The sequence below is a fragment of the Pacificitalea manganoxidans genome, from assembly GCF_002504165.1.
GTDB lineage: Bacteria > Pseudomonadota > Alphaproteobacteria > Rhodobacterales > Rhodobacteraceae > Pacificitalea > Pacificitalea manganoxidans.
The window spans coordinates 1,183,963-1,210,875 of record NZ_CP021404.1 but is presented as its reverse complement, the minus strand read 5'-3'; the positions used below and the strand labels follow the sequence as shown (position 1 = coordinate 1,210,875).

Sequence of the window (26,913 nt, the reverse complement as noted above, 5' to 3'; positions counted from 1 at the left end):
TGCGCAGCGCCCCTAACAGACCGACGGTCGGTAGGTAGGGCGCATGACTGCCACGATCAAGCAACGGGTGGCACGACGTGCCGTCATGCCCCGCGTGAAAGCGCTCAGACAGGCGCGGCAGCGCGTTGCCAGTAGGCGGCAATATAGGACCGCCCCTGCGGCGGCTCAGTGGCCTTATACGCACGGCGGAAATCTTGGCTACAGGTCCGCTCCCCCGCCAGCCAGAACCACGCGTCCGGTGCTGCGGCGAGCGCTGCGGCGGCGCGGGTGCCCATCTCCTCCGGGTCATACCAGCGCATCGTTACTCCCGGCGCTGGTGGCATCGGGTATCGGCGTGCGGCCCCAGACCCGAACAGGCAGATCTCCCCCGTCAGGTCGGGGTTGCGTTCGATCACCCGCGCGATGGCGGGAAACGCCGTCTCATCCGCAAAGCCGCGAATTTCGCCCGTGATCTGCGCCGTGCCGCCGCCCGGCCCGATGACCGCGACCTCGACGCCCCGTGCCATGCTCCGCGCCCATGCCAGCGCCCGTCCGCCCTCATGCGCGAATAGGTCAAACACCAGCCGCCCGGCGGCCCGGTCGATGTAGCGCGCGGTATAGACCGGCAAGTGCAACGTGTCCGCGCCCGTGGGCCAGACCGTTGCGCCATTCGCCCCGATCCGCGGCCAGCACGGCGCGCGACCTACAGGCGGAATGCCCAACCGGAAATGAATGGCATCGTCGGAAAACCGGGTCACATCCCCGGCCAGCGTCACCCGCAGGAACCCGCAGTCCAGAACCTCGACCCCTGCCAGCGTCATCAGCCGCACATTATCGGGCAGCGCATCGGGATCAGCGGCCCCTGCCCCATCCGCGCCGGGGTCGGCATCCGACCAGCGCAACCCCCGCGCGGCCTCGGGCCATGCATGGCTCAGATGGCCCACCACGCTGTCCCGCAGAGCCTGCAAAAAATCGAGCCGCGGGGTCGCCACATGCGCCACCGCGCCGCGTCCGTCCGGGGCAAAGGCGATCTGACCATACGCGGTGCGCAGCGCGATGCCAGCCGCCGCGTCCTGCTCGACCGTCAGGTCATGCTCCGCCGCCCACAGGCGCACCATCCCGCGCAGCGCGTCGAACGGCACTTGCGGCAGCGGCGCGCGCGCCTCGCGCAGGGCGTCGTCGGGGCGGTGCTGGGGGATGCTCATGCGGCAAGCTCCGGACTTGGGCGGCGCGTGGCTCCGGCGATCGCAGGGATCGCTGCTAGCGAAAGCGCGCAGCTGATGGCAAAGAAGATCGCATAGCCGAAATGCTCCGCCACGATCCCGGCCCCAAGGCCGGCAACCATGCTGATGCCTGCGTCCATGCATTGAAAAAGGGTGAAGTCGACCCCGCCTTGGCGCGGATCTGACCAGACCATGAACTGGCCGTAGAGCGCGACGAAGCCGAACGACATGACCGCCGCGCTCGACACCATCGCGATGGGCGCGACCCCCGCGACGGGCAACAGCCCGACACCGGCAGACAGCGCGACAAGCGCAAGGATCGCCGATTGCGCGATGACCGCGCCGATCAGAACCCGGCGGCTGCCAAAGCGGCGCACCATCGCGCCCCCGGACAGCGCCCCGCCCAGCCCAAGCGTCAGCCCGCCGATGCCGCTGATCAGACCCAACTGGCCCAGATCATAGCCGGCATCGATGAAAAACGGGCCAAACATGCCCATCGCGGTTTTCTGAGCCACGACATAGAGCGCGGCAATGCCCAGCCCCCGGCGCACATCGCGGCGGCGCAACGCAGCGCGCAGGCTCGGCTCGTGGGCGCGATGCTCCGGCACCGCCGCCGCGCGGGCGTGGCGCAGAAACGGCAGGCAGAGCAGGGCAATCACCCCGGCCATCGTCCACGCACCCGTGGTCCAGCCGGTGCGATCCACCAGCAACAAAAACAGCCCGCCGCCGACGGCCGAGCCCAGATACGCGCCGCCGACCTGCGCGGCATTGCCCCAGCCGTAATTGGTGTGGCGCAGCGCGGCCACGGCATAGCCATCACAGGCGATATCGACGGTGGCGGTGGCAAAGGCCGCCACCATCAACGCCGCCAGCACAGGCAGCATCGGCACCGGACCAATGCCCCCGACCAGCAGCAGCACCGTAACCACCACCGCAACGCCCAGCGCCACGATGGCGGCGGAGCGGTCGCGCCCGGCAGGCGGCAGGCGGAACCGCTCCACCCGCGGCGCCCAGAGGAATTTGAGCGCCCAAGGCAGCACCAGCAGCGAAATCAACCCGATCTGGTCAAGCGGCAGATCCCGTGCCCGCAGCACCCCCGGCAGGCCGGTCCATGTCAGCCCGCCGAGGACGCTTTGCGCCACATAGATGCCGCCGATCGCGCCGACGACACCCGCTGTTTTCCGCCGCTTGCCCGTCATCAGAACCGGTAGCGCAGGCTGGCGGTCGCGGTGCGGCCTTCGTAGCGATAGCAGTAGCCCGCGCTACAGGTCTGGCCGGTCTCGTCGAAGGCGTTCTTCACGTTGACCTGCAATTGCAGCCCGTCATAGCCGTTGCGGGCAAAGTCATAGGACATCGCCAGATCGGCAAAGAGATAGGCGTCGTTCTTGAAGGTGTTTTCGTCGTCGCCCCAGCTTTCGCCGACATAGCGCAGCCCCGCGCCGAAGCCGAAGCCTTCGAACACGCCGTCCTGCGGCTCATAGAACCCCCACAAAGACGCCGTGTGCTCCGGCGTTGCCGACAGCGTGTTGCCCTCGGTCCCGGTCGCGCCCTCCTCGATTTCCATGTCGAGATAGGTATACGCGCCCACGACCCGCCATGCGTCATTGAGGTTGGCCTGCCCTTCGATCTCGAACCCGCGGGACCGCAAATCAAGCTGCCGCTGCTTGTTCAGTCCGGTGGAGGTGTCAAAGACCACGCCGTCTTCTTGCTGGATGTCGAACAGCGAAGCGGTGATCAGGCTTTCACTGCCGGGCAGCTGGTATTTCAGCCCGATCTCTTTTTGCAGCGCGCGGGTCGGTTTCGCGGGGGAGCTGTCATCAGACGTCACATCGTCATAGACGACCCCGACATTGGGCGAAAACGAGCTCGACAGATTGGCAAAGATGTTAAGCCCATTGTTCACCCGCCACGAGGCACCGATCCGCCCCGAAAACGCTTCGTCCGAGGTGTCGGTCTCGCTGCGATCCTTCGCGCGGGACGTGATATCGACCCAGTCGTAACGCCCGCTGGCAAACACCGTCCAGCGTCCGGCCTGCATCTGATCGTGGACGTAGACGCCCAACTGCGACATCTGCTGCCCGTTGTAATAAGGCACATCCAGCGCGTCCGTGTCCTCGGCCGAGACATAGCCCGCAACCGAATAGGCGTCGTAATCGGAATGGGTGTAATCGAGCCCCACGGCGACGGTGTGGTCCACCACGCCGGTGCCAAACCGCGCTTCCGCCATGCTGTCGACGGTCAGCACTTCCATATCTTCCAGATAGTGACCCCAATAGCGGCCCAGCGTGGTGCTGTTGGGGATGGCGTAATAGCCCGCATATTCCAGATCCGAATCGACCTCGGAATAGCGCAGGTTCTGGCGCAGGGTGATGCTGTCGGTCAGCTCATGTTCGATCTCATAGCCCAGCCGGAATTGCTGCTGGTCGAAATCGTTGTAATCGGGATCACCGTTATAAAGCTCGGACGCGACCCCGTAGCTGGGATTGTAGTAGGATGCGGTGCCGCCCACGGTGGCGTCGGAATATTCGCCAAGGAACGTGATCCGGGTGCGGTCGGTCAGCTGGTAGCTCAGGGCCGGGGCAATCGCGATCTTGTCGTCGGAATAGCCCTCCAGCGGCGTGTCGGCTTCCCGCACCAGACCTGTCAGGCGGTATTGCAGACGACCGTTCTCACCCAGCGGCCCGGTGAAATCAAATGCAGCTTCGGCGCGGCTGTCGGTGCCCGTGGTGAACTTCAACTCGTTGAACGCGACCTCTTTGGGCCGCTTCGACACGATATTGACCAGCCCGCCCGGACCGCTGACCCCGTAGAGCGAAGAGGCAGGCCCTTTCAGCACTGAGACGGCCTCGTAGGTGTAAGGCTCGTTGCGATACCATGCGGAGGGTCCGTTCACCTGCCGCAGCCCGTCGCGGAAAAGGCCGGTGTAATAGGCCGGAAAGCCGCGCAGATAGATCGCATCATAGCGCGTGTCGAAAGCGAAGTTCGTCACACTCGCACCCGAGGCATAGCTGAGCGTTTCAAGCAGGGTGCGCGGCTGCTGATCTTCGACCTGATCCTGCGCCACGGTGCTGATCGACTGGGGAATGTCGGCGATGGGGGTGTCGACCTTGGTGGCCTGCCGTCCCGCTTCGGCAACATAGCCGTTCTGCACCAGCGTCGCGTCGCTTTCGGCCTCCAGCACCAGAGTGCCAAGGTCGAGCGCCTCCGCCTGTTGCGCGCCGGTCTGCTGTGCCTGCGCCGTTGTGGTAGCCCCAAGCGCAATTGCCAGCGCAAGCCGCGATACCTGCATGTTCCGTCTCCTGTTCACTGTCCGCGGCGGTTCTTCCACGCCGCAAAACGAAAGACAAACTGTTTTTGTCAGGAATCAAACTAGACGTGGCGAAAGCAGGCTTCGCGTTATGGCGAACCAACACGCAAGGGTTGTGATAGATCAGCGGCGCGCGCAGAAAAAAGGCCGGCCCGAAGGCCGGCCAGAACGACGCGGAACATGCCTAATCTCAAACGGAGCGAGTGATCGGCATTCAGATGTCCCGCGTCTAGCTGAGGAGTAACATTACCTAGACGGGAATCCGGATGCGTCCAGCCTTCCGGTCAAAGGAATCTTTGAAAGCCGCGATTATTCGGCGCGAGTGGCCTCGTGAACGGTAACATTCGGGGGAAATGGGTCTGGTGCGGGCGGCCGGACTCGAACCGGCACGGGCATACGCCCAGGGCATTTTAAGTGCCATGCGTCTACCATTCCGCCACGCCCGCGACAGACATTGCTTGACTAGGCGATCAGATCGCGGCTGACAAGCGGCCCTGCCACCGCTTGACCGCCCCGCCGCCGCACCGCAGGGTTCGCGCATGTTTCCGATCCGTGACCACAACCCGTCCAGCCGCACCCCGTGGGTGACCTACACGCTGATCGCGATCAACGTGGCGGTGTTCCTGTCCTATTGGGGTCTGATGGATCAGCCGCGGGTCATGTCGGTGATCTATGCCCGCTGGGCGCTGATCCCCGCGATTGCCGATCAGGCCCCGCTTGGGTTTGTCACTTCGATGTTCCTGCATGGCGGCCTGATGCATCTGGCCGGCAACATGCTGTTTCTGTGGATCTTCGGCGACAATCTGGAGGATGAACTGGGGCCGCTGCGGTATCTGGGCTTCTACCTTGCCTCCGGGGTGCTGGCCTCGCTCGCACATGTGCTGAGCGCGCCAGACAGCCCGGTGCCACTGGTCGGTGCGTCAGGGGCCATCGCCGGGGTGATGGGCGGCTATCTGCTGCTGTTTCCGCGCGCCAAGGTCGATGTGCTGTTCATCTTCGTGATCTTCTTCAAGATCTGGCCCCTGCCCGCATGGGTCGTGCTGGGCGCGTGGTTCGGGCTGCAACTTTTCAGCGGCGCGGCCTTGCTGGGCAGCGGCGTCGCCTATTGGGCGCATGTGGGCGGGTTCATCGCGGGACTGGTGCTGTGCGTGCCGGTGTGGCTACGCCGGGGCGGGCCGCGCTACTGGCAGCGCACCCATGGCCATCCGCCCCATGCCGCCGCGCAATACCGGCGCACGACAGTGCCCACCGTGCCGCGCCGCTAGGCGGCAGCCGACAGGCCCCCGCCCAGCGCCGCGATCAGCGCTGACGGATCGTTTTGGCGAAGGCGTCGAAAACGTCGGAATTGCCCGCGATGATGTGACCATCTTCGAGCAGGTTCTGATCTTCGCGGATGGGCTGCACCCAGCCGCCTGCCTCGCGCACGATGACGACGCCCGCGGCGATGTCCCATGCATTAAGGCCCCGCTCCCAATAGCCGTCATACCGGCCCGCCGCGACATAGGCGAGGTCCAGCGCGGCAGAGCCCCAGCGCCGCACACCGGCGCACAGCGGCAGCAGCCGACCGAAATCCTGCAACGTCGCGGGAAGGTAGGGCTTCGATGCGAAAGGCACGCCGGTGGCGAAAATGCTTTCGATCATCTGATTGCGGCCCGACACCCGCAGGCGGCTTTCGTTGAGCCACGCGCCTGCGCCCTTTTCGGCATAGAACATCTCGTCCTTGGCCGCGTCAAAGACGACGCCAGCGACGATCTCGCCCTTATGCTCCAGCGCGATCGAAATCGCCCAGTGGGGCAGACCGTGCAGGAAGTTTGTGGTGCCGTCGAGCGGATCGACGATCCAGCGCCGGGTCGGGTCCTGCCCGTCCTCGCCGCCGCCTTCCTCGCCCAGCCAACCATAGGTCGGACGCGCGCCCATCAGCTCGGTCTTGATGATCGCCTCGGCGGCGGTGTCGGCACGCGACACGAAATCACCGGGGCCTTTGCGGGCCACCTGAAGGTTTTCGACCTCGCGGAAATCCTTGACGAGGCTGCGCCCGGCCTTGCGGGCCGCTTTGATCATGACGTTGAGGTTCGCGCTGCCTTGCATGGCGGAGGCTCCTTTTGACAGGCCGCGCGTATAGCTGGTCCCGCGCCGAAGGAAAAGCCGCTTTGCAGCTATTTTGCCCAAGGCCGTCCGCCACTGTGCCGCACAGGGCCCGGCGGCGTCGCCCCCACGGTGCCGTCCCCCGCGCCTTCCCGCCGCTGTAACCCGGACGCCACCCCCCGGCCCGCGCCCACATGCCCGCCGATTGCACCTCCCTGCCCGATGCGGCTAGAGCAGAGACAGGCCGGTCCCGATCCGCGACCGCCGCCTGCGCAGGAGGCCCCCATGACACCACCCACCCAATGGCAGCGTTTCGCGCTTGGCCTCGTGATCGGCGGCAGCTGCGGCTGGCTTGCCTCGCGGCTGGGGATGCCGCTGCCGTGGATGCTGGGCGCGATGCTGGGCAATGTCGTGGCCGCGCTGCTGGGCCTGCCCATCGCCGGGTCGGTCAAGGCGCGGCTGGCGGTGATCCCGATCATCGGGGTGATGCTGGGATCTGGTTTCCACCCCGGTCTGATTTCGCAGGTGCCCGCGTGGTCCTTCACCCTGCTGATGCTGGTGCCCTATATCGCGGTGGCGGCGGTGTGCACCAATCTGCTCTATCGCCGGATCGGGCGTTATGATCCGGTCACGTCGTTTTTCTGCGCGATGCCCGGCGGGCTGAACGAAATGCTGATCCTCGGCGTCGAGGCGGGCGGCGACGCGCGCAAGATCGCGCTGGCCCATGGCAGCCGGGTTTTTCTGGTCATCACCTTTGTCGTGTTCTTCTACGGCACCATGCTGGACATGCAGGCCACGGGCGGCGGGCGGCCCAGCACCGGGCTGGCGGAATTAAGCCCGCAGGACTGGCTCATCCTTGGCGGCTGTGCGGTGATCGGCGCATGGGCGGGGCCGAAGCTGCGCCTGCCTGCCGGTCCCATGCTGGGGCCGATGATCCTGTCGGCGGTGACCCATCTGACCGGCATCGTCGAAACAGCCCCGCCCACCGTGCTGGTCAACGGCGCACAGGTGGTGATCGGGACGCTGATCGGCAGCCGCTTTGCCGGGTCGAAACTGGGTGAGATCGCCCGCGATCTGGGGCTGGGGGTGCTGTCGGCGCTGGGGATGATCGCCATCGCTGTAGGGTTCGCCCAGACCGTGGCTGCCGTCACGGGGCAAAGCCTTGCCGGGGTGTTTCTTGCCTTCTCGCCCGGTGGTCTGACAGAGATGAGCCTGCTGGCCTTCGCGATCGGACAGGACATCGCCTATGTCTCGATCGCCCATATCAGCCGCATCGTGTTCATCATCTTTGCCACGCCATTCGTCTGGCGGGGGATGGCGTCACGGCGCAGGCCGTGAAAACCCGCGCTGAAGTTTCAGCGGCTCGGTGCGGGCCAGTTTCAGCACATTGGCCATGAACGGCTTGCGGGTGTCATCGCTGCGCGTGGCGGCGTAAAGGCGCTTGGTCAGCCCGGTTTCGGTCAGCTTGCGGGTGACGTAATCGGAATTGTAGCGCACCTCGCGCACCACCCAGTCAGGCAGCACCGCCACCCCGCGATTGGACGCGACCAGCAGCAAGATCACGGCCGTCAATTCGGCCTGCCGCAGCGCGCGGGGCTCTACCTTGGCCGGGGTCAGCAGTTCGGTGAACACGTCAAGGCGGGTGCGCTCCACCGGATAGGTGATGAGCGTCTCCTCGCGGAAATCCTCCGCCGCGATCCAGTCCTTGGCCGCCAGCGGATGCCGGGCCGAGGCGACAAAGACCGGCTCGTAATCGAACAGCGGGGTAAAATCGACGCCCGGCAATGTTTCGGGATCGGAGCTGACCACCAGATCGACCTCTTCGCGCTGCAACGCGGGCAGCGCGCCAAAGGCCAGACCGGGGCGAATATCCACATCGACCTCGGGCCATGCCTTGCGGAACTCCTCCAACACCGGAAACAGCCATTCAAAACAGGCGTGACACTCGATCGCGATATGCAGACGACCGGACTTACCAGCGCGCAGACCCGAGAATTCCTCCTCCAGCGCGGCGACCTCCGGCAGGATCTTTTCGGCGGCGCGCAGCAGGCGCTGACCGGCTGCTGACAGGCGCATTGGCTTCGAGCGGCGCACGAACAGCTCCACCCCCGCCTGATCCTCCAGCCCCTTGATCTGGTGACTCAGGGCCGATTGCGTGATATTCAGCTGGTCTGCCGCCTTTGCCAGACCACCGGCCTCGTGGATCGCCTTGATGGTCCGCAGGTGCCGGAACTCTATATGCATCGAGACTCATGACCTTCTTGAAGATTATGAGTTTGTCTCAGTTTTGGACTTATGCGACAAGCGCCAACCGTTAGATAGGACCAGACGTCATGACCGCCGATCAGAGCCAGACCCGCCCCGACGCGCCGCGCGTCTCCTTCGAATTCTTCCCGCCGAAGACGCTTCAGGCGTCGTTCCGGCTGTGGGATACCGTTCAGGCGCTGGCCCCGCTCAACCCCGAATTCGTGTCCGTGACCTATGGCGCAGGCGGCACCACCCGGAAGCTGACCCATGAGGCCGTCGACGCGATCCACAAGAATTCCGGTCTGACGGTGGCCGCGCATCTGACCTGTGTCGAGGCGACCCGCGAGGAAACGCTGGAGATCGCGCGCAGCTATCTGGACGCGGGCGTGCGCGACATCGTTGCCCTGCGCGGCGATCCGCCCAAGGGCCAAGGCCGGTTCACCCCGCATCCCGACGGCTTTGCCGACAGCTGTGAGCTGATCGCGGCGCTGAAGGAGACCGGTGATTTCCGCATTCGCGTCGGCGCCTATCCCGACACCCACCCCGAAGCCGCCGATGCGGATGCCGATGTGGCATGGCTGAAGCGCAAGATCGACGCCGGGGCGGATGCCGCGATCACGCAGTTCTTCTTTGAAAGCGACGCGTTTTTCCGCTTCCGCGACCGCTGTGACAAGGCCGGGATCACCGCGCCGATCCTGCCGGGTATCCTGCCCATCGAAAACTGGACAAGCGCACGTCGCTTTGCGGCCTCCTGCGGGACCGTGATCCCCGCGTGGATGGACGAGGCGTTTGAAACCGCCGCCGCGAATGGCAGCGAGGATGAAACCGCAACGCGCATCGCCACCGAGATGTGCGAAACCCTGCGCGCGGGCGGCGTTGACGATCTGCATTTCTATACGCTGAACCGTCCCACCCTGACCCGCGACATCTGTCTGGCGCTGGGGGTCGAGGCCACACCCGATACGCTGGGCCGGGTGGCCTGACGCCGCGCAATCTGTGGCGCACGGCTGTCTGTGGCTGTCTGACAAACAAACCCCGGTCCTTATCCTAGGGCCGGGGTTTTCTATGCCCAGGCTCAGGCCGCGCCGAGCGGTCCGGGCAGGCGTTCTTCGCTTAGCAGCACGTTGGCTTCGACCTCCCCCACGCCGGGGAGGGTCATGATCCGCCGCCGCAGCACCCGCTCAAAATCCGGGAGGTCGCGGGCGATGATGCGCAGGCGGTAGTCGTATAGCCCCAGAACATGCTCGACCACCTGCACCTCCGGGATAGCGGTCACCGCGCGCTCGAAATCATCAAGGCTGACGCGCCCCTTGGTGGCAAGCTTCACGCCCAGAAACACCGTGACCCCAAAGCCCAGCCGCCCGGCGTCCAGCCGCAGGCGACGGCCCTTTAGCACGCCTGCCTCCTCCAACCGGCGAATGCGCCGCCATGTGGCAGGCTGGCTTAGCCCCATCTCCCGACCCAGCGCCCCGGCGGAGCGGGTCGCATCCGCCGCCAGCGCCCGCAGGATCGCCAGATCGGTCGCATCGACCTCGACACTCATAGCGGCAGGCTTTCATCGCTGCGGATCGTCGCCACATGCATCAGCGGCTCGATATCCGCCATATGGGGCAGATGCAGGATGCGGCTGCGGTAGACGTCCATGTAATGCCCCATATCCCGCGCAATCACCAATAGCCGCACATCCGTGCGCCCGAGAAAGGTCTGGATTTCAAGCACTTCTGGCAGCGCGCGGGCGGCGGCGATGAATTCGTCAAAGGCAAGCCGCTGGGTTTTGTCGAGCGTCACCCGCAGCGACACCTGCACCGCATAGCCAAGCGCCGCCCAGTCGATCACCCGCTCCTGCCCCTGAATGATGCCCGCCGCGCGCATCTTCTCCAGCCGCCGCCAGCACGCCCCGGCAGAGACATTCGCCCGCTCGGACAACGCGGCGACGGTCAGATCCGGATCGGCCTGATACTGGCGCAGGATGCGCCGGTCCGTATCGTCAAGCATGATGATTTCGCCATATTGAGAATACGCGAATTGATTTTTACGGATGGCGGCAAGATTGTCAAAAATCGAATATCACTCCCTTCGTCTTTTGCCTATTGTGCGGGCCAGAGACAGATGGCGGCGCAGCGACGCGCGGCCGGGAACGAAGGAGAGCGAACATGCGCGTCTATTACGATCGCGACTGCGACATCAACCTGATCAAAGACAAGAAGGTCGCCATTCTGGGCTACGGCAGCCAAGGCCATGCCCACGCGCTGAACCTGCGCGATTCGGGTGCAAAGAACCTCGTCGTCGCCCTGCGCGAAGGCTCCGCCTCCGCCAAGAAGGCCGAAGCCGAAGGTCTGGAAGTCATGGGCATCGCGGAAGCCGCCGCATGGTGCGACCTGATCATGTTCACCATGCCCGATGAACTGCAGGCCGAAACCTACAAGAAATACGTCCACGACAACCTGCGCGAAGGCGCGGCGATCGCCTTCGCCCACGGCCTAAACGTGCATTTCGGCCTGATCGAGCCGAAGCCCGGCGTTGACGTCATCATGATGGCCCCAAAAGGCCCCGGCCACACCGTGCGTGGCGAATACACCAAAGGCGGCGGCGTGCCCTGCCTTGTCGCCGTGCATCAGGACGCCACCGGCCGCGCGCTGGAACTTGGCCTGTCCTATTGCTCCGCCATCGGTGGCGGCCGCTCCGGCATCATCGAAACCAACTTCCGCGAGGAATGCGAAACCGACCTGTTCGGCGAGCAGGCCGTGCTGTGTGGCGGTCTGGTCGAACTGATCCGCATGGGCTTCGAGACGCTGGTCGAGGCGGGTTATGCCCCGCAGATGGCCTATTTCGAATGCCTGCACGAAGTGAAGCTGATCGTGGACCTGATCTACGAAGGCGGCATCGCCAACATGAACTACTCGATCTCGAACACGGCCGAGTATGGCGAGTATGTTTCCGGCCCGCGCATCCTGCCCTACGAAGAAACCAAAGCCCGGATGAAAGCGGTCCTGACCGACATCCAGAACGGCAAATTCGTGCGTGACTTCATGCAGGAAAACGCCGTGGGCCAGCCGTCGTTCAAGGCCACCCGCCGCAACAACGACGAGCACCAGATCGAGAAGGTCGGCGCCGAGCTGCGCGGCATGATGCCGTGGATCTCCGCTGGCAAGATGGTCGACAAAGAAAAGAACTGATCCCGTTCAGGATCTGTTGCCGATCCAACCGGATCGGCGGATCAGCCCGGAGCGCCAGCGCGCTCCGGGCTTTTTCGTATCACAAGGGCGGGACTGGTGACGCAGTTGGCGCATGCCCAGCTGGCGCAAACCGCCTGATGCCGGGCTGGACGCGCGCCGCCCGGACGCCTAACGATTGTGCACGAACAGCATAGCGCTGACCGCCGCCGCATCGGAGACCCCATGAGCACCGCCACCGAAGGACCGCAGATCGCCCGTCTCGATTGGATCATGGTCGGTGTGCTCGGCTTCGTCTGGGGCTCGACCTTTATGGTCACCGAATTGGCGCTGGAGGGCATGACGCCCTTCTGGGTCGCTTTTATCCGACTGGCCTTCGCCGCCCTGCCGATGGTTGTGATCTGGCGGTTGCGCGGCGGGCGGTTGGCGCTTGACCCAGACAATCCGCCCAAGCTGCGCGCCGTGGCGCTAGCTGGTGCGCTCAGCTCCGCGATCCCGTTTCTGCTGCTGTCATGGGCGCAGCAATTCGTGACCTCCGGCCTTGCCGGGACGGCGATGGCGGCGGTGACATTGATCGTGCTGCCGCTGGCGCATTTTCTGGTGCCGGGGGAACGCCTGACGGGGCGCAAGGCTTTGGGCGTGCTGGTCGGGTTCGGCGGCGTTCTGCTGTTGATCGGCGGCGACGCCTTTGCCAGCACGGGCGCACAGTTGGAAACGTGGGGGCGGATCGCCTGTCTGGGCGCGGCGGTCTGCTACGCGGTCAACGCGATCACCATCCGCCGCCTGCCGCCGATCGATCCGATGGGCCTGACCGCGATGATGATGCTGTCCGCCGCGCTGATCGTGCTGCCCGTCGCGCTGATTTTCGAAGGGGTGCCACCCCTGCCCGACGCCCGCACCCTCGCCGCGCTGCTGACGCTGGGGTTGGTGTCGACCGCGGCAATGAACCTGCTGCGCGTGTTGGTGATCCGCCGCGCCGGGCCCAGCTTCCTGACGCTGGTGAACTACCAGGTGCCGCTGTGGTCGGTGGTGATGGGCGTGGTGATCCTGCGCGAGCCGGTGCCGCCGACATTGCTCAGCGCTCTGGTCCTGATCCTTGCAGGCGTCGCGCTAAGCCAATGGCAGGCGCTGCGGGTGCTGGTGCTGCGCCGCCGCCGGCCGGGTCTGGGCGTCACCCCCACAGCGCAGGCGACGGCCCGCCAGATCCGGCTGCGCGACAGCGACTGACCACGCGGCGCCACTCTGCGGGCCCATGTCGATGCGGAAGGCAGGCCCCGGGCACCGGCGCGTCTGACAACCTGTCGCCACTCGCCAGACCCGAGGCCAAACCACCCTGCCCGGCTTAGCTTCCTAGACGGCGTTCGACGGTGTCGACGATGGTGCCCACCGTTTCGGTCAGCACCGCTTTGTCCTCGCATTCCGCCATCACCCGGATCAACGGCTCCGTCCCGGATTTGCGGATCAGCAGGCGGCCCTGACCGGCAAGACGCTTCTCGGCGGCGGCGATCTCGGCTTTGACCTCGGCATCCTCCAGCGGCTTCGCGCCCGGCTTGAACCGGACATTGCGCAGCAGTTGCGGCACCGGCTCGAACTGACGCACCAGTTCCGAGGCAAGTTTCCCCGATTGGCTCATCGCGGCCAGAAACTGCAACGCCGCGATCAGGCCGTCGCCGGTGGTGGTGTAGTCGGTCATCACGATATGGCCCGACTGTTCGCCGCCCAGATTGAAGCCGCCCGCGCGCATCCGCTCGACCACATAGCGGTCGCCGACGGGCGTGCGTTCCAGCCCCAAGCCCTGCGCCGCCAGATGCCGCTCCAGACCCAGATTGCTCATCACCGTGGCCACCAGCGCACCGCCGCGCAGGCGATCCTCGCTGGCCCAGAGCGTGGCAAGCAGGGCCATGATCTGATCGCCATCGGCCACCGCGCCGGTTTCGTCGAGAATCATCACCCGGTCGGCATCCCCGTCGAGACAAATTCCCAGATCCGCGCGCCGTTCGACCACCGTGCGCGCGGCCAACTGCACATTGGTCGAGCCGCAGCCATCGTTGATGTTGACGCCGTTCGGCTCCACCCCGATCGCGACGACCTCGGCGCCCAGTTCCCACAGAACTTCGGGCGCGGTGCGATAGGCGGCGCCGTTGGCGCAATCCACCACGATCCGCAGCCCGGTCAGCATCCGGTTCGCCGGGAAGGTCGATTTCGCCCGTTCGACATAGCGGAACCGACCATCGTCAATACGCTTGGCCCGCCCGATGCTGCCCGCGGCGGTGGGATCGACACCGTCGAGCACCATCGCCTCGATCTCGGCCTCGGCCTCATCCGACAGCTTGAACCCGTCGGGGCCAAAGAATTTGATACCGTTGTCATGGGCCGGGTTGTGACTGGCCGAAATCATGATCCCCACATCGGCCCGCATGGAGCGCGTCAGATACCCCACCGCAGGCGTCGGCACCGGCCCCAGCAGCAGCACATTCATCCCGGTCGAGGTCAGCCCGGCGGTCAGCGCGTTTTCGAACATGTAGCCCGACAGGCGCGTGTCCTTGCCGATCACCACCCGGTGGCCGCTGCTGCCGTCGGAGCGGAAATACCGCCCCGCCGCCGCGCCCAGACGCAATGCCATTTCGGCGGTCATCGGATAGGCGTTGGCCTGACCGCGCACGCCATCCGTGCCGAAAAGTTCCCTGCCGCTCATTGTCTGCCTTTCGTCGTCGCCGCGATGCCTGCACGGCGGATGTTTAACCTGTCGATGTCGACCATGTAGGTCGGCGGCGCACACAGCAACCTGTGACGCGTGATTTCGGTGCTGACCGGGCCGCTGCTCAATCCACCGCGCCGCGGGGATCGCACACCGCACGCCACAGCCGCAATGCCTGCGCATGGGAGGCCGCATCATGCACCCGCATGACCTGCACCCCCTGCCCCCATGCCGCCAGCGCGAGCGCGACGGAGCCGGGATCGCGCGCATCGGCGGGCAGGTCTGCCTCCGCCCCGGCCCCCAGCCGCCCGATGAAGCGTTTGCGCGACACGCCCAACAGCAGCCCGCAGCCCAGCCCGTGAAACAGGCCGATCCGCCGCAGCAGCGCCAGATTATGCGCCTGTGTCTTGCCAAAGCCGATACCGGGATCGAGCAGGATTCGGCGTCGGTCAATGCCCGCGGCCTCGGCCCGCTGCAACCGGGTCTCTAGCGCGTCATACACATCAAGCAGCACATCACCGTAGCGTGGATCATGCTGCATCGTTTCCGGCAGGCCCTGCGCATGCATGATGCACACGGGTGCGGCGCGCGCGGCGACCAGATCCGCCATTGCCGGATCGAAGTCAAAGCCCGAAACGTCGTTCACCAGATCCGCCCCGGCATCCAGCGCCGCCGCAGCCACGGTGGCCTTGCGCGTGTCGATGCTGATGGGCGTGGCAATACCGTCCGCGCGCAGCGCGCGGATCACCGGAGCGGTGCGCGCGATCTCTTCCGCCTGCGCCACCTCTGCCGCGCCGGGCCGGGTGCTTTCGCCGCCAAGGTCCAGCATGTCGCTATCGGCGGCCAGATGCCGCGCCTGCGCCAACGCGGCCTCCGGCCTGTCGAACTGCCCGCCATCCGAGAAACTGTCCGGCGTCAGGTTCAGAATTCCCATGATGCGCGGCAGCCGCAGGTCGAGCCCGCCCACCGGCCCGCGCGCGGCGGTCAGCCGATCCAGCACATCGGTCGGAACCTGCTCGATCGGCACGATATCCGGCAGGTCTTCGTAAGGGTCGGGATGATCGACGGGCGCGCGGCGGATGCGCTCCACCCGGTCAAACCAGCACCAGCCCCCCGCCAGCGGCAGCGCCTCAGGGCTGCGCGCGGGGTCGGTCTGACAGATCGGGCGCCAATAGACCCGGTCGGTATCACGCTGTTGCGTATCGTGCGGGACAGACGGCGTCATGCTGTCACTCCTTCTCAGGCGCGATGCCCAGTTCCTCGGCCAGCCACGCGATCAGCCGCGCGGGATCGGCGCTGCGCGGTGCGCCGGGCGTATCGAGGATCAGCTTTGCCGGGGCCCAGACACAGGCTGCCCCGGTGCGGCGGGCATGTTCGATCTCGGTTCGGGTGGCGACCACGGTCATCTGCGGATGCCGGGCGATCAGCGCCCAGCCCGCCTGCTCCAACGCCAGCAGCGCCCGGCGCAAATCGGCCTCCGCATGTCCGGTCACGGGCAGCGCGGGCGGCGCGACCGGCAGCACGATCACCGGACCTTCGCCCGCAGGCAGCGCATCGCCGTCGGCCATAAGCACCAATCGCGGCACCGGCGGCGGGGCGATCCGGTCACGCCCAGCCGAGGCTATCGCGGCGGGTGCAACCTCCGGCGCAGGGACCGGACCGCGCTCCGCCCCCGGCTTTTCGCGCCGGATCGAAACGCCCAGCGCGAATGGTCCGCGGTCGAGCTTGCGCAGCTCCACCTCCACCGCGCCTGCGCGTGGCTCGGCCAGCAGCAGCGCGGCGATACGCTCGGCCAGCGTTTCAAGCAGGTTCAGACGCTCCGCCGCCGTGGCGGTATCGATGGCGGCAAGGATGGTGTCGTAGCTCAAGATCGTGTCGACATCGTCATCCACTCCGCCGGACTGCGGCGTCACCTCTACCGTGATCTCGAAGCCAAGCCGCTGGGTCGCGTTACGTTCGCTCGCGAATGCTCCGATTTCCAATTCCCGCACATGGTCGCGCAGGAAAATCCGGTCGGCACGCGGGCGCAGCACGGGCGCGACCGGGCTCATGCCGACCCTGCCAGCACGCTTGCAACGCCGGGGGTTTCGGGGGCGCTGGCTTTGCGGCCGGTGGTGGCGAGGCGGTAGGTCATAAGGTCTCCTTCTGCCCCGGCCCGGCCCGCAATGGGACCGGCCCCGGCGGCACGGCTCCTGTTTGCGGCACAGGTAACGCCGTGATAGGCGCATCGCCAGTCAAAAGGGGACAGTCTGCGGAGCACCGCCGCAGGGTCGGGCATCAGGACATGTCGCGTTGTATCAACTGACCGAGGAATCACCTGCCGATCACTGGGAGGTGGAAGCACTTTACGATCTGTGTTTCGCGCCCGGGCGGGAGGCGCTGTCCTCCTATCGTCTGCGCGATGGCATTCCCCCCGTGGCCGGGCTGTCCCGTGTCGCCCGCGATGCCGATGGCATCCTTGCCGGAGCGATCCGGTTCTGGCCCGTGCGCATCCGCCCCGCCGCCGCGCACAGCTTTGCCCCGGCCCTGCTGCTCGGCCCGGTCGCGGTGCATCCCACCCGTCAGGGTGAAGGACTTGGCGGATTACTCATGCGCGACAGTTTGCACCGGGCCGAGGATGCCGGATGGCATCGCGTGATGCTGGTGGGCGATGCGCCCTATTACAGCAGGTTCGGCTTTACCCGGCTCGACGCCGTGCGCATGCCGCCCCCGACCAACCCCGAACGGGTGCTGGGATTGGGCGACTGGCAGGGGATCGAAGGGGATGTGCAGGCATGGCGCGACTGACCGCGCCCGCCCGGCGGATCAATCCGCCGTGGCGACCCGCGTCGCGCCGAACACGCACCCATCGCTGACAAGCTGCGGCGGCGTCAGGCACAGATTGCGTGCCACGGCCCATGCAGCCAGCACTTTGGGCACATAATCACGGGTTTCGGCATAGGGCGGCACGCCCGCATTGCGGCGCACGGCGTTCTCGCCCGCATTGTAGGAGGCCAGCACCATCAGCGGATCGCGATCGAACTCCCCCATCAACCAGTCAAGATACGCCACGCCCCCGCGAATGTTTTCTGCGGGGTTCGTGCGGTCGGTGACGCCAAAGCGCGCGGCGGTAGGGGCCATCAACTGCATCAGCCCCGTCGCGCCCGCGTGACTGACAGCGGCGGTGCGCCCCGAGCTTTCCACCCCGATGACGGCAACAACCAGCGCGGGCGAGACAGAGGTGCCAATCGTGGCCTTCAGGATATCGGTCCCGTGGATGTCGGCGATGCGCTTGAGCGTGGCCAGCCGCGGTCCCGCCACCCGCGCGCCACCCGGCCCGGCGCCCAGTGCCGCCACGGCTTTCTCCAGCCGCCCCGGTCCGCTTGCGCCGAGTGCGGGTGAAATCGCGTCCCAATACCATGCATAGGCGCTTTTGCTCGCGACGCTGCCCGCGGTCCCCGCAGCACCGCCCCCGGCGGGGGGCGTCGGGGCTTTTGCGACGGTATCCTGCGCCGCGCGCTTCTTTAGCAATTCCGGGTCCGTGCCATTGGGGCGCGCCGCCAGAAATTGCGCCTGAGCCGCGGGATCGATCTGAACCGTGATCCGCTTACCCGCCGTTGGTCGCCCCACCGCCACGCGTTTAAAGGTAAAGGCTGTGGTGTCCTCCGCGTGGGCGCGCGAGGGCGTCAGACCGGCAAGCGTGACGGACCCAAGAAGAATCGCCACGCCCGTCAGGGCGCCAACGATCAGGTTTGCGGGCATTTTGGCCCGGCTGGCGGCGTACATGCTCATCACTGTCCCCGTGAACACCCGCGCAGGGCGTTTCGTTCATCTAGGTTTTCGCCCATTCGGGCTTATCGATACGCCCAGCTAAGCCTGTGAGCCCGTTCAGAGCCAGACAAAGCTGCCTTGATTGCCCCGGTTAATGCCAATTTTGTGTCCGACCGTGCGGTTGAAGCAACGCTCCAGCAGGTATTAACGAAAAGTTTCCATGTAAGAACAACCTGTTAACACGAAAATTCGCCGAAAAACGCCCCGCTTTGAAATTGTACGAGTGCGGTCAAAGTGCTGCCCCATTCCAGGGGCTATATCATCTCATCCAAAGCGGAGATCGAGCCAAACAAGAGGCCGGCTCACAAGAGATCCGCAGCGGCAAACTGAAACGAGCAAACTTGATCCTTGGAGGGACAACACTATGAAATTCTTCAACATCCTGAGCAACTTCCGCAACGACGAAGACGGTGCTGTGACCGTTGACTGGGTTGTGCTGACCGCCGCCATCGTCGGCCTGGGCATCGCCGTTCTGACCACCGTTGGTGGCGGCATCAACGAACTCAGCGGCGACATCGCGGAAGATGTTAGCTCCACCGCCGTCGGCGGCGTGGTCGCCGCTCAGAAAGCGGAGTAATCCGCTCCGATCCCGCCCGCAGCCGCCCACTAGGGTCCGCGCGGGCGGGATTTACCGCCGCCTTCGGTCGAATCTGGCCTCCGCGCCAAGCAAAAACAGACGGACCAAGATGATACATTCCCTCATCGCCCTGTTTCGCAAGAACGAAGACGGTGCCGTCACTGTGGACTGGGTGGTTCTGACGTCCGGCATCATCCTGATCGTCCTCGCGGCCCTCGTGCCCTTCGCCAACGGCATCTACTCGGTCTCCGAGTTGGTCGGCGACGAAGTCAGCAGCAGCTCCGTCGAGAAGATCCACGCGACGATGGACTGACGCCTCAGCGCGATCCACGCACCCCATCATCGACCTGCGCTGGTTAGACTGCGGCTCCGCTTCCCCATGAGCGCGGCCGCCCTGCGCGGTTCTGCCCCTGCGCATCTGCGCGGACGGCCAAGACTTAATAGAAACACGAGCAGAGAGAGGGTGTCCAAATGCGTATGCTTTTCGGCCTTGTACTTATCCTCGGCGTCGGCCTGGCCGGGTTTGCGGCCTACATGTTTCAAGGCTATCTGGAGCAAGCCACGCTGGAGCGCGATATCTTGCTAGAGCAGCGCTCGAAACTGGCCCCGACAACCGAAATCCTCGTGGTCTCGACCAAGAAAAACTACGGTGAACTGCTCGAGCAGGACGATGTGAAAGCGATCGTCTGGCAGGCCGATAGCGTGCCTGAAGGCAGCTTCACCAAGATCGACGAGCTGTTCCCCGAAGGGGAGGAGCCGCGGATCATCCTGAGCAACATGCAAAAATTCGAGCCGATCCTGACCGGCAAAGTGACCCAGCCCGGCGAAGATGCGGGCCTGACCTCGCGCCTTGGCATGGGCATGCGCGCCTTTGCGATCAAGGTTGACGTGACCTCCGGGGTCAGCGGCTTCCTGCGGCCCGGCGACCGGGTCGATGTCTACTGGACGGGCAAGGCCTTCGACAAGGAAGTGACCCGCCTGATCGACACCCGTGTGCGCCTGATCGCCGTGGACCAGATTTCCGACAGCGGCCGCCTGTCGCCGGTGATCGCCCGTAACGTTACCGTCGAAGTGAGCCCGCAGCAGGTCGCCGCGCTGGCTCAGGCGCAGGCCACCGGGCGGCTGTCGCTGAGCCTTGTCGGTGCCGAGGATGACATGGTGGCGGAGGTCGTGCAGGTCGATCAGCGCTCCTTGCTGGGGATCGAAGAACGCGCCCCTGCCCCCGAACCGGTGCGTGAACGGGTCTGCTCGACCAAGGTCCGCCGTGGCGCCGAGGTCTACGAACAACGCATCCCCTGCACGAACTAAGGGGCACCGGCGCTCTGATTTGCGCCGGACCTGCCTGAAACGCAGGAGGGGCGCAAACGCCAAGCCTACCGTTTCATTGGACAATTGCCCGCGACAGGACCACCTGTTGCGGGCAAACTACATCCAGCCCCCCTGCCAACGGTTTGATTATTGAAAAAAAAAGCCTTTGCCCGCACGATAAGGGCAAGATCGGGCGAAGACCCATTATGCACGCGGTGACGAGAGGCAGGTCACACATGAATTTCAAGACGCTTTTCGGAGCGGCGGCGCTGGGGCTTGGCCTCACCACGCTGACGGCGCCCGCGACGCTCGCGGAGACGCTGCGCGTGCTCAGCGGGTCCGCCTCGCGGGATCTGGCCGTTCCCATGAACCGCGCGGTGATCGTCGAAAGCGACGTCCCCTTCGCCGAACTCTCCATCGCGAATCCCGGCATCGCCGATATCTCGACCCTGTCGGAGCGCACGATTTACGTTCTGGGCAAGGCACCGGGCCGCACGACGCTGACGCTGCTGGCGGCGGATGGCTCGCTCATCACCAATGTCGAGGTGCAGGTCACCGCCGATGTGAGCGAGCTGAAAGAGCGCCTGCGCGAGGTGCTCCCTGGCGAGCCGATCGAAGTGCGCCCCGCCAATGACGGGCTTGTGCTTTCGGGCATCGTATCGTCGGCTCAGGCCATCGACCGCGCGATTGATCTTGCGCAGCGGTACGCGCCCGACCGGGTGTCGAACCTGATGTCCGTGGGCGGCACCCAGCAGGTCATGCTGAAGGTCCGCTTCGCGGAGATGAGCCGCTCGGTCCGCAAAAGCCTGTCGGCCTCTCTGGCCGTCAACGGCACCAGCAATAACGGCAATGTCGGCGTGTTGGGGGGCAGCAATGGCTACACCTCCGACAGCCAGATCTCCAACCTGTTCGATGGCGCCTCCGGCACCCGACCCAGCATCGACGGCTCCGCCGGGGCGCTGGCCATCGGTGTCGGCGCAGGCAGCGTCGAATTCGCGATCCTGCTGGAAGCGCTCGAATCGAAAGGCTTCATCCGCACGCTGGCGGAACCGAACCTGACCGCCCTGTCGGGGCAGGAGGCCAGTTTCCTTGCAGGTGGCGAATATCCGGTGCCCACGGCCAATGACAACGGCAACGTATCGGTGGAATTCAAACCCTTCGGCATCAGCCTTGCCTTCACCCCGCGGGTGATCGGCGAAAACATCAACCTGCGCTTGTCGGCCGAGGTCAGCGGCCTCGATTCGACCATCAGCTATACCGATGCCGGCTTTACCATCAACGGGTTCAGCACCCGCTCCACCGCCACCACGGTGGAGATGCGCGACGGCGAAAGCATCGCGATCGCGGGCCTGATCCAGGACGACTTCACCGACAACTCCAGTCAGGTGCCGTGGCTTGGCGATATTCCGGTGCTGGGCGCGCTGTTCCGCAGCGCCGATTATCAGCGCGATCAATCGGAACTGGTGATCGTGGTGTCCGCGCATCTGGTGTCGCCCACCCGTGGCGAAACGCTGGCCCTGCCCACCGACCGGGTGCGCCCGCCGACCGAGCGTGAACTCTTCTTGCATGGCAAGACCGCCGCCGGGGCGGGCACACCGCTGCGCGGCGGGGCGGGCGAAGTCGCCCGGCAGGATTTCAGCGGCTCCTACGGCTATGTGATGGAATGAAAACGATGAGCTTCACGCGCAACGCGCTGATCGGGGCGGGGCTGGCACTGGCCACCGCCGCCTGCACCCCCGCCTCGCGGGTCGAGTTCGATCAGGTCGCGGGTGGCGATCTGGATACCGGAACGTTCGGCAATGCCACGATGACCAATCAACAGGTCATGACCGGCAATCAGGACGGCGTTCTGCTGAACCTTGCGCGCAAATTCGCGGCCGAGGCTCCGACGACCATCACCTTTGCGTTCAACAGCGACGCGCTGGACGGTGCGGCGCGCGCCACGCTGGATCAACAGGCCCGGTGGATCGCGCAATATCCCTCGATCCGGTTCCGGGTCTATGGCCACACCGATAAGGTCGGCTCGGAAAGCTACAACAAGGATCTTGGCCTGCGGCGTGCCTATGCGGCGGTCAACTATCTGACCTCGCGCGGCATTTCGCGTGACCGGTTGGAGGCTGTGGTATCGTTCGGCGAAACCCAGCCGCTGATCGTGACCGAGGGCCGCGAGCGTCGCAATCGCCGCACCGTGACCGAAGTTTCGGGCCATTACCGCGCCGGGGGACCGCCGCGAATCCAAGACGGCAAATATGCGCTTTTCTCATATAACGAGACGGTGCAATCCGCGACCGAGACTCACGCGGCAAGCGGCGGCGGCGGATAACATCGCCTGCCGGTGACCGGCCCGCGCGGCGAGCGATCCGCGCGGCCTAACCCCCTGAAACGCGGCGATAAGGCGACATTTGCCATATCCCCGCCATGGGAAGACAGCCTCAGGCAGCATGAGCACTCGCCCTAAGCCTGAAGAATCGCTCACTGTGGTCGCGTAGCGGAGCGTGGTTAACCCCGTGATAACCCCTTTTGCATAGGGTTATGGCGCAAATTGCCCCTCCCCCCACACACCTCATGCATTTTGGAAACAACCACGCCGCGAACCGGTCACTTTCGGCGATATCCAAACAATTGCATCTTTTGAGCCTCAATCTCGCCTGAATTTCTGAGCATCAAGGACGCTGAGGCCGAGTGGGTCGTCGGATGTCATTCCGGCTTAACCAAAACCCGGTCTTAGGTAGAAAAGGACTGGTGTAGAATGATGAGCAGTGCAGCATTGGAGCCCAATCCGGCGCCGCTGATCGCGTGCACAATTTCGCGCGATGTCCAGAACTTCGATCTGCTGATCGAGGATATGGAGCAGAAGCTGGGCGAAAACTGGGGCGATCTCAGTTTCGACGACGCGCTGATCTTTCTTCAGCAGCCCGATGCGCGGGATCTGAAATTCGTGGCCATCGCCATGAACGGCGATGACGAAGACGCGCTGCCCGACCTTCTGGCCATCGTTCAGGCGGCGAAAGCCATCAACCTCAAAGTCATCGTGATCGCAGAGGAGGTCAGCCCGATCATCCTGCACCAGCTGCTGCGCGGCGGGGCGGATGACTTCGTGCCCTACCCCCTGCCCGAAAACGCGCTGCACGAGGCCGTCGAGCGGCTGGAGAAGAAGGCCGAGGCTGCGCCCGAACTGGTCTATGACAACGTCACGGTGTCGACCCTGACCGCCACCAATGACCGCGACGGGGTGATCTTGCCGGTGCATGGTCTGGCCGGTGGGGTGGGCGCGTCGAACTTCGCCGTCAACCTCGCCTGGGAGCTGTCCGACGGCGGCAAGAAGAAGGGCGCCGATGCGCCGCGCGTCTGCCTTATCGATCTTGATCTGCAATTCGGCTCGGTCGCGACCTATCTCGACCTGCCCCGCCGCGAAGCCGTCTATGAGATCCTTTCCGACACCGCAGGCATGGATAACGACGCTTTCATGCAGGCGCTGCTGACCTTCCATGACCGGCTTCATGTCTTTACGGCCCCGTCCGAAATCCTGCCGCTGGACATTGTGGACAGCGCCGACATCACCGCGATCCTCGATAAGGCGCGCGCCAATTTCGACTATGTGGTCGTCGACATGCCCTCCACGCTGGTCAGCTGGACGGAAACGGTGCTGCAAGCCTCGCACATCTATTTTGCGATGCTGGAGCTCGATATGCGCTCGGCCCAGAACGTGGTGCGCATGGTGCGCGCGCTGAAGGCCGAAGACCTCCCCCACGAGAAGCTGCGCTTCGTGCTGAACCGCGCGCCGCGCTTCACCGATCTGTCGGGCAAGGCGCGGGTGAAACGGCTGTCGGAAAGCCTCGACATCAAGGTCGAACTGCTGCTGCCCGATGGCGCCAAGCAGGTGACGCAGGCCTGTGACCACGGTCTGCCGCTGGCCGAAACCGCCGCCAAGAACCCGCTGCGCAAAGAAATTCAGAAGGTCGCGAAAAGCCTGCACGACCTCGTCATGAAAGAAGCCACGGGCTGATCTGCCTGTGAGACCGAAACGGAGCCAGTGATGTTTTCACGCTACAAGAAACCCGGCGCTGAGCCGCAGCGCGGTGCGAAGCCGGTGGCGGTCCCCGCCGCCGCAGCAGCCCCCGTGGCCGCAGCCGCCGCGCCGAGCGTCGCTGCCACCATCGCCCCCGTCAGCCCGCCGCCCGCCGCCACAGCCAACCGCGCCCCCACAGGCAAGGCCGCCGCCGCGCAGGCCAACCCCGCGGATAAGGAAAAGAAGCGCAAGGAACGTCTGGCCGAACTAAAGGTCGAACTGCACAAGGGCTTGCTCGACAACCTCAACCTTGCCGCGCTCGAAACCGCTACCGAAAGCGATCTGCGCACCGAAATCGCCGACATCTCGAACGAGGCGCTGGCCGAGATGTCCGTCGTGCTCAACAAAGAAGAGCGCACGACGCTGTATCAGGAGCTTTACGACGAGGTGACCGGGCTTGGCCCGCTGGAGCCGCTGCTGAAGGATGACGACGTCAACGACATCCTCGTCAACGGCCCGCACCGGATCTTTGTCGAGCGCAAGGGTAAGCTGGAACTCAGCGAAATCACCTTCAAGGATGAAAAGCACCTGCTGCGGATCATCGACAAAATCGTCTCCGCCGTGGGGCGCCGCGTCGACGAATCGAACCCTTATGTCGACGCCCGCTTGGCCGATGGCTCGCGCTTCAACGCGATGGTGCCGCCCGTGGCCGTGGATGGCAGCCTTGTCTCGATCCGTAAGTTCAAGAAGGAAAAGCTCGGCATTCGCGATCTGGTCCAGTTCGGCGCCTTTACCGAAGACATGGCCACCTATCTGGAGGCCGCCGTCGCCTGCCGGCTCAATGTCATCGTGTCGGGCGGCACCGGCTCAGGGAAAACGACGACGCTCAACGCGCTGTCGTCGTTCATCGACAATTCCGAACGCATCCTGACCATCGAAGACACCGCCGAACTTCAGCTTCAGCAGACCCATGTCGGTCGTATGGAAAGCCGCCCCCCCAACGTGGAGGGCAAAGGCGCCGTGACCCAGCGCGACTGTCTGCGCAACGCCCTGCGAATGCGCCCTGACCGGATCATCGTGGGCGAAACCCGCGGCGAGGAAGTCATCGACATGCTTCAGGCCATGAACACCGGCCATGACGGCTCGATGACCACCATTCACGCCAACTCCGCCCGCGACGGGGTCAGCCGTCTCGAAAACATGGTCGCGATGGCCGGGATCGAAATGCCGCTAAAGGCCGTGCGCGCGCAGATCGCCAGCGCTGTGAACCTGATCGTGCAGGCCAGCCGTCTGCAGGATGGCTCCCGCCGGATGGTGTCGATCACCGAGGTGACCGGCATGGAAGGCGAAGTGATCTCGATGCAGGAGGTCTTCCGTTACGAGCGGCAGGGCCTTGGCCCCGATGGCAAGATCATCGGCCGCTTCAACGCCACGGGCGTGCGGTCGCATTATTCCAACAGGTTCAAGCAATGGGGCTACGATCTGCCGCCAGCGCTGTTCGAGCCGGTCGTCTAGGAGGCCATCATGCAGATCAGTGCAGAGCCGCTCATCTACGGTATCGTCTTTATCGCCGTGTTGCTGCTGGTCGAAGGCGTCTATCTGACCGTCTTCGGCAAATCGATCAGCCTCAACAGCCGCGTGAACCGCCGCCTGTCGCTGATGGAGAAAGGCGCGGGCCGCGAAGAGGTGCTCGAACAACTCCGCAAGGAGATGTCGCAGCATATGGGCGCGCGGGGCATCCCGCTCTATTCCATCCTCGCCGAGAAGGCGCAGAAGGCCAATATCGCCTTCACGCCACGCCAGCTGATCATGATCATGGCCGCAGTGTCGGCGCTGGCCTTCGTGGCGCTGACGGTGGGCACCTCCGCTTCAACCCCGGTGCGGGCGCTCGTGGCGATCGTGATGGGCGTGGGCGGCGTCTATGTCTGGGTCAACAACAAGGCCAAGAAGCGCCTCGCGATGATCGAAGAACAGCTCCCCGACGCGGTGGAGCTGATGGTGCGCTCGCTGCGGGTGGGGCATCCGTTCTCCTCCGCCGTCAACATCGTCGCCAAGGAGGTGCCCGATCCGCTCGGCTCCGAGTTCGGGATGATCGCCGACGAGGCCGCCTATGGCCGCGACATCACCGAAAGCCTGAAGGCGCTGGCCGAACGCATGGATATGCAGGATCTGCGGTTCCTCGCCGTGGCCGTGACCATTCAGCAGACCTCCGGCGGTAACTTGGCCGAAATCCTCGACGGTCTGGCCAAGGTGATCCGCGCGCGGTTCAAGCTGTTCCGCCGGGTGAAAGCCATCACCGCCGAGGCGAAATGGTCCGGCATGTTCCTGTCGGTGTTTCCGTTCGGCGCTTTGGTGATGATCAACATCATCCAGCCCAACTATTACGACGATGTCAAAGAAACCTCGGCCTTCATCCCGGCCTGTCTCGTCGTCGCCGCCTTTCTCATCATCAACATGATTTTCATGAAGATCATGGTCAACATCAAGGTCTGAGGGG

At 65.0% G+C, this 26,913-nt stretch carries 25 protein-coding genes and 1 tRNA gene; 14 read left to right on the top strand and 12 right to left on the bottom strand.

All coding sequences use genetic code 11. The annotated features are described in order from the left end of the window. Window positions 1–104: 104 nt before the first annotated feature. The 4 genes from CBW24_RS05520 to CBW24_RS05505 form a co-directional block, all read right to left on the bottom strand. Window positions 105–1,184, bottom strand: a complete 1,080-nt coding sequence (locus tag CBW24_RS05520) for a siderophore-interacting protein (protein ID WP_097372927.1) — start codon at window positions 1,182–1,184, stop codon at window positions 105–107. Beyond that, window positions 1,181–2,401, bottom strand: a complete 1,221-nt coding sequence (locus CBW24_RS05515) for an MFS transporter (RefSeq protein WP_097372926.1) — start codon at window positions 2,399–2,401, stop codon at window positions 1,181–1,183. The genes CBW24_RS05520 and CBW24_RS05515 overlap by 4 nt, the downstream gene beginning before the upstream one ends. After that, complete coding sequence (locus CBW24_RS05510; protein WP_097372925.1) at window positions 2,401–4,491, bottom strand: TonB-dependent siderophore receptor; 2,091 nt, start codon at window positions 4,489–4,491, stop codon at window positions 2,401–2,403. The genes CBW24_RS05515 and CBW24_RS05510 overlap by 1 nt, the downstream gene beginning before the upstream one ends. Before the next feature lie 378 nt (window positions 4,492–4,869). Beyond that, window positions 4,870–4,955: transfer RNA gene (locus CBW24_RS05505), tRNA-Leu, on the bottom strand. 93 nt (window positions 4,956–5,048) lie between these two features. Here CBW24_RS05505 and CBW24_RS05500 point away from each other — a divergent pair. Then, on the top strand, window positions 5,049–5,774 hold the full coding sequence (locus CBW24_RS05500) for a rhomboid family intramembrane serine protease (RefSeq protein ID WP_097372924.1): 726 nt from the start codon (window positions 5,049–5,051) through the stop codon (window positions 5,772–5,774). A 34-nt stretch (window positions 5,775–5,808) separates the two neighbouring features. Here CBW24_RS05500 and CBW24_RS05495 read toward each other — a convergent pair whose 3' ends face one another. Beyond that, complete coding sequence (locus CBW24_RS05495) at window positions 5,809–6,597, bottom strand: inositol monophosphatase family protein (RefSeq protein WP_088662111.1); 789 nt, start codon at window positions 6,595–6,597, stop codon at window positions 5,809–5,811. Between the two features lie 282 nt (window positions 6,598–6,879). Between CBW24_RS05495 and CBW24_RS05490 the strand changes: the two genes are divergently transcribed. Beyond that, entirely contained in the window at window positions 6,880–7,932 is a 1,053-nt protein-coding gene (locus tag CBW24_RS05490) for an AbrB family protein (RefSeq protein WP_097372923.1), read from the top strand. Here the strand turns inward: CBW24_RS05490 and CBW24_RS05485 are convergent. Then, window positions 7,915–8,838, bottom strand: a complete 924-nt coding sequence (locus CBW24_RS05485; protein ID WP_097372922.1) for a LysR family transcriptional regulator — start codon at window positions 8,836–8,838, stop codon at window positions 7,915–7,917. The two genes, CBW24_RS05490 and CBW24_RS05485, sit on opposite strands and share 18 nt — an antisense overlap. A gap of 89 nt (window positions 8,839–8,927) precedes the next feature. Between CBW24_RS05485 and metF the strand changes: the two genes are divergently transcribed. Next, window positions 8,928–9,824, top strand: coding sequence for a methylenetetrahydrofolate reductase [NAD(P)H] (metF, locus tag CBW24_RS05480; protein WP_097372921.1), 897 nt, complete (start codon window positions 8,928–8,930; stop codon window positions 9,822–9,824). A gap of 92 nt (window positions 9,825–9,916) precedes the next feature. On the opposite strand, the gene CBW24_RS05475 is transcribed toward metF, so the two are convergent. Both CBW24_RS05475 and CBW24_RS05470 read right to left on the bottom strand, forming a co-directional pair. Then, a complete protein-coding gene (locus CBW24_RS05475) occupies window positions 9,917–10,384 on the bottom strand; it encodes an Lrp/AsnC family transcriptional regulator (protein WP_097372920.1) in 468 nt (155 codons plus the stop codon). Then, window positions 10,381–10,836 carry an Lrp/AsnC family transcriptional regulator gene (locus CBW24_RS05470; protein ID WP_088662116.1) on the bottom strand — a complete coding sequence of 152 codons (456 nt, stop codon included), beginning with the start codon at window positions 10,834–10,836 and terminating at the stop codon, window positions 10,381–10,383. The genes CBW24_RS05475 and CBW24_RS05470 overlap by 4 nt, the downstream gene beginning before the upstream one ends. Window positions 10,837–10,994: 158 nt before the next feature. On the opposite strand from CBW24_RS05470, the gene ilvC reads away from it, so the two are divergent. Then, window positions 10,995–12,017, top strand: a complete 1,023-nt coding sequence (gene ilvC / locus CBW24_RS05465; protein WP_088662117.1) for a ketol-acid reductoisomerase — start codon at window positions 10,995–10,997, stop codon at window positions 12,015–12,017. Window positions 12,018–12,239: 222 nt separating this feature from the next. Next, on the top strand, window positions 12,240–13,241 hold the full coding sequence (locus tag CBW24_RS05460; protein ID WP_232530157.1) for a DMT family transporter: 1,002 nt from the start codon (window positions 12,240–12,242) through the stop codon (window positions 13,239–13,241). A 115-nt stretch (window positions 13,242–13,356) separates the two neighbouring features. Here the strand turns inward: CBW24_RS05460 and glmM are convergent, their stop codons facing one another. From glmM to CBW24_RS05445, 3 genes are all read right to left on the bottom strand, one after another. Continuing rightward, window positions 13,357–14,709 carry a phosphoglucosamine mutase gene (gene glmM, locus CBW24_RS05455; RefSeq protein ID WP_097372919.1) on the bottom strand — a complete coding sequence of 451 codons (1,353 nt, stop codon included), beginning with the start codon at window positions 14,707–14,709 and terminating at the stop codon, window positions 13,357–13,359. A 127-nt stretch (window positions 14,710–14,836) separates the two neighbouring features. Next, window positions 14,837–15,937 carry a dihydropteroate synthase gene (gene folP / locus CBW24_RS05450; RefSeq protein WP_097372918.1) on the bottom strand — a complete coding sequence of 367 codons (1,101 nt, stop codon included), beginning with the start codon at window positions 15,935–15,937 and terminating at the stop codon, window positions 14,837–14,839. A gap of 4 nt (window positions 15,938–15,941) precedes the next feature. Next, complete coding sequence (locus CBW24_RS05445) at window positions 15,942–16,763, bottom strand: dihydroneopterin aldolase (RefSeq protein WP_157773074.1); 822 nt, start codon at window positions 16,761–16,763, stop codon at window positions 15,942–15,944. Window positions 16,764–17,004: 241 nt separating this feature from the next. On the opposite strand from CBW24_RS05445, the gene CBW24_RS05440 reads away from it, so the two are divergent. Further along, window positions 17,005–17,499 (top strand): GNAT family N-acetyltransferase, encoded by a 495-nt coding sequence (locus CBW24_RS05440; protein ID WP_097372916.1) that lies wholly within the window; start codon window positions 17,005–17,007, stop codon window positions 17,497–17,499. Between the two features lie 18 nt (window positions 17,500–17,517). Here the strand turns inward: CBW24_RS05440 and CBW24_RS05435 are convergent, their stop codons facing one another. Continuing rightward, window positions 17,518–18,477: a lytic transglycosylase domain-containing protein gene (locus CBW24_RS05435; RefSeq protein ID WP_232530298.1), complete on the bottom strand. Its 960-nt coding sequence runs from the start codon at window positions 18,475–18,477 to the stop codon at window positions 17,518–17,520. Window positions 18,478–18,886: 409 nt separating this feature from the next. Here CBW24_RS05435 and CBW24_RS05430 point away from each other — a divergent pair, with 409 nt between their 5' ends. From CBW24_RS05430 to CBW24_RS05395, 8 genes are all read left to right on the top strand, one after another. After that, the gene (locus CBW24_RS05430; RefSeq protein WP_097372915.1) at window positions 18,887–19,099 is read left to right on the top strand and encodes a Flp family type IVb pilin; all 213 of its coding nucleotides are present in this window, start codon (window positions 18,887–18,889) and stop codon (window positions 19,097–19,099) included. A 109-nt stretch (window positions 19,100–19,208) separates the two neighbouring features. Beyond that, complete coding sequence (locus tag CBW24_RS05425) at window positions 19,209–19,412, top strand: hypothetical protein (protein WP_097372914.1); 204 nt, start codon at window positions 19,209–19,211, stop codon at window positions 19,410–19,412. A gap of 158 nt (window positions 19,413–19,570) precedes the next feature. Beyond that, window positions 19,571–20,407, top strand: a complete 837-nt coding sequence (gene cpaB / locus CBW24_RS05420; RefSeq protein WP_097372913.1) for a Flp pilus assembly protein CpaB — start codon at window positions 19,571–19,573, stop codon at window positions 20,405–20,407. Window positions 20,408–20,643: 236 nt separating this feature from the next. Next, window positions 20,644–22,074: a type II and III secretion system protein family protein gene (locus CBW24_RS05415; RefSeq protein WP_088662125.1), complete on the top strand. Its 1,431-nt coding sequence runs from the start codon at window positions 20,644–20,646 to the stop codon at window positions 22,072–22,074. A gap of 5 nt (window positions 22,075–22,079) precedes the next feature. Continuing rightward, window positions 22,080–22,730, top strand: a complete 651-nt coding sequence (locus CBW24_RS05410; protein ID WP_198405234.1) for an OmpA family protein — start codon at window positions 22,080–22,082, stop codon at window positions 22,728–22,730. 426 nt (window positions 22,731–23,156) lie between these two features. Further along, window positions 23,157–24,413, top strand: coding sequence for a CpaE/TadZ family protein (locus CBW24_RS05405; protein ID WP_088662127.1), 1,257 nt, complete (start codon window positions 23,157–23,159; stop codon window positions 24,411–24,413). A gap of 30 nt (window positions 24,414–24,443) precedes the next feature. After that, a complete protein-coding gene (locus tag CBW24_RS05400) occupies window positions 24,444–25,931 on the top strand; it encodes a TadA family conjugal transfer-associated ATPase (RefSeq protein ID WP_088662128.1) in 1,488 nt (495 codons plus the stop codon). 9 nt (window positions 25,932–25,940) lie between these two features. Then, window positions 25,941–26,909, top strand: coding sequence for a type II secretion system F family protein (locus CBW24_RS05395; RefSeq protein WP_088662129.1), 969 nt, complete (start codon window positions 25,941–25,943; stop codon window positions 26,907–26,909). Window positions 26,910–26,913: the final 4 nt, after the last annotated feature.

Excerpts from the sequence above, each read along its gene's own strand:
- ilvC (WP_088662117.1), top strand. The coding sequence starts at position 10,995 with ATGCGCGTCTATTACGATCGCGACTGCGACATCAACCTGATCAAAGAC.
- CBW24_RS05425 (WP_097372914.1), top strand. The coding sequence starts at position 19,209 with ATGATACATTCCCTCATCGCCCTGTTTCGCAAGAACGAAGACGGTGCC.
- CBW24_RS05415 (WP_088662125.1), top strand. The coding sequence starts at position 20,644 with ATGAATTTCAAGACGCTTTTCGGAGCGGCGGCGCTGGGGCTTGGCCTC.
- glmM (WP_097372919.1), bottom strand. The coding sequence starts at position 14,709 with ATGAGCGGCAGGGAACTTTTCGGCACGGATGGCGTGCGCGGTCAGGCC.
- CBW24_RS05500 (WP_097372924.1), top strand. The coding sequence starts at position 5,049 with ATGTTTCCGATCCGTGACCACAACCCGTCCAGCCGCACCCCGTGGGTG.
- metF (WP_097372921.1), top strand. The coding sequence starts at position 8,928 with ATGACCGCCGATCAGAGCCAGACCCGCCCCGACGCGCCGCGCGTCTCC.
- CBW24_RS05445 (WP_157773074.1), bottom strand. The coding sequence starts at position 16,763 with ATGAGCCCGGTCGCGCCCGTGCTGCGCCCGCGTGCCGACCGGATTTTC.
- CBW24_RS05490 (WP_097372923.1), top strand. The coding sequence starts at position 6,880 with ATGACACCACCCACCCAATGGCAGCGTTTCGCGCTTGGCCTCGTGATC.
- CBW24_RS05495 (WP_088662111.1), bottom strand. The coding sequence starts at position 6,597 with ATGCAAGGCAGCGCGAACCTCAACGTCATGATCAAAGCGGCCCGCAAG.
- CBW24_RS05520 (WP_097372927.1), bottom strand. The coding sequence starts at position 1,184 with ATGAGCATCCCCCAGCACCGCCCCGACGACGCCCTGCGCGAGGCGCGC.
- CBW24_RS05470 (WP_088662116.1), bottom strand. The coding sequence starts at position 10,836 with ATGCTTGACGATACGGACCGGCGCATCCTGCGCCAGTATCAGGCCGAT.
- cpaB (WP_097372913.1), top strand. The coding sequence starts at position 19,571 with ATGCGTATGCTTTTCGGCCTTGTACTTATCCTCGGCGTCGGCCTGGCC.
- CBW24_RS05485 (WP_097372922.1), bottom strand. The coding sequence starts at position 8,838 with ATGCATATAGAGTTCCGGCACCTGCGGACCATCAAGGCGATCCACGAG.
- folP (WP_097372918.1), bottom strand. The coding sequence starts at position 15,937 with ATGACGCCGTCTGTCCCGCACGATACGCAACAGCGTGATACCGACCGG.
- CBW24_RS05435 (WP_232530298.1), bottom strand. The coding sequence starts at position 18,477 with ATGTACGCCGCCAGCCGGGCCAAAATGCCCGCAAACCTGATCGTTGGC.
- CBW24_RS05475 (WP_097372920.1), bottom strand. The coding sequence starts at position 10,384 with ATGAGTGTCGAGGTCGATGCGACCGATCTGGCGATCCTGCGGGCGCTG.
- CBW24_RS05410 (WP_198405234.1), top strand. The coding sequence starts at position 22,080 with ATGAGCTTCACGCGCAACGCGCTGATCGGGGCGGGGCTGGCACTGGCC.
- CBW24_RS05460 (WP_232530157.1), top strand. The coding sequence starts at position 12,240 with ATGAGCACCGCCACCGAAGGACCGCAGATCGCCCGTCTCGATTGGATC.
- CBW24_RS05395 (WP_088662129.1), top strand. The coding sequence starts at position 25,941 with ATGCAGATCAGTGCAGAGCCGCTCATCTACGGTATCGTCTTTATCGCC.
- CBW24_RS05405 (WP_088662127.1), top strand. The coding sequence starts at position 23,157 with ATGATGAGCAGTGCAGCATTGGAGCCCAATCCGGCGCCGCTGATCGCG.
- CBW24_RS05515 (WP_097372926.1), bottom strand. The coding sequence starts at position 2,401 with ATGACGGGCAAGCGGCGGAAAACAGCGGGTGTCGTCGGCGCGATCGGC.
- CBW24_RS05430 (WP_097372915.1), top strand. The coding sequence starts at position 18,887 with ATGAAATTCTTCAACATCCTGAGCAACTTCCGCAACGACGAAGACGGT.
- CBW24_RS05400 (WP_088662128.1), top strand. The coding sequence starts at position 24,444 with ATGTTTTCACGCTACAAGAAACCCGGCGCTGAGCCGCAGCGCGGTGCG.
- CBW24_RS05510 (WP_097372925.1), bottom strand. The coding sequence starts at position 4,491 with ATGCAGGTATCGCGGCTTGCGCTGGCAATTGCGCTTGGGGCTACCACA.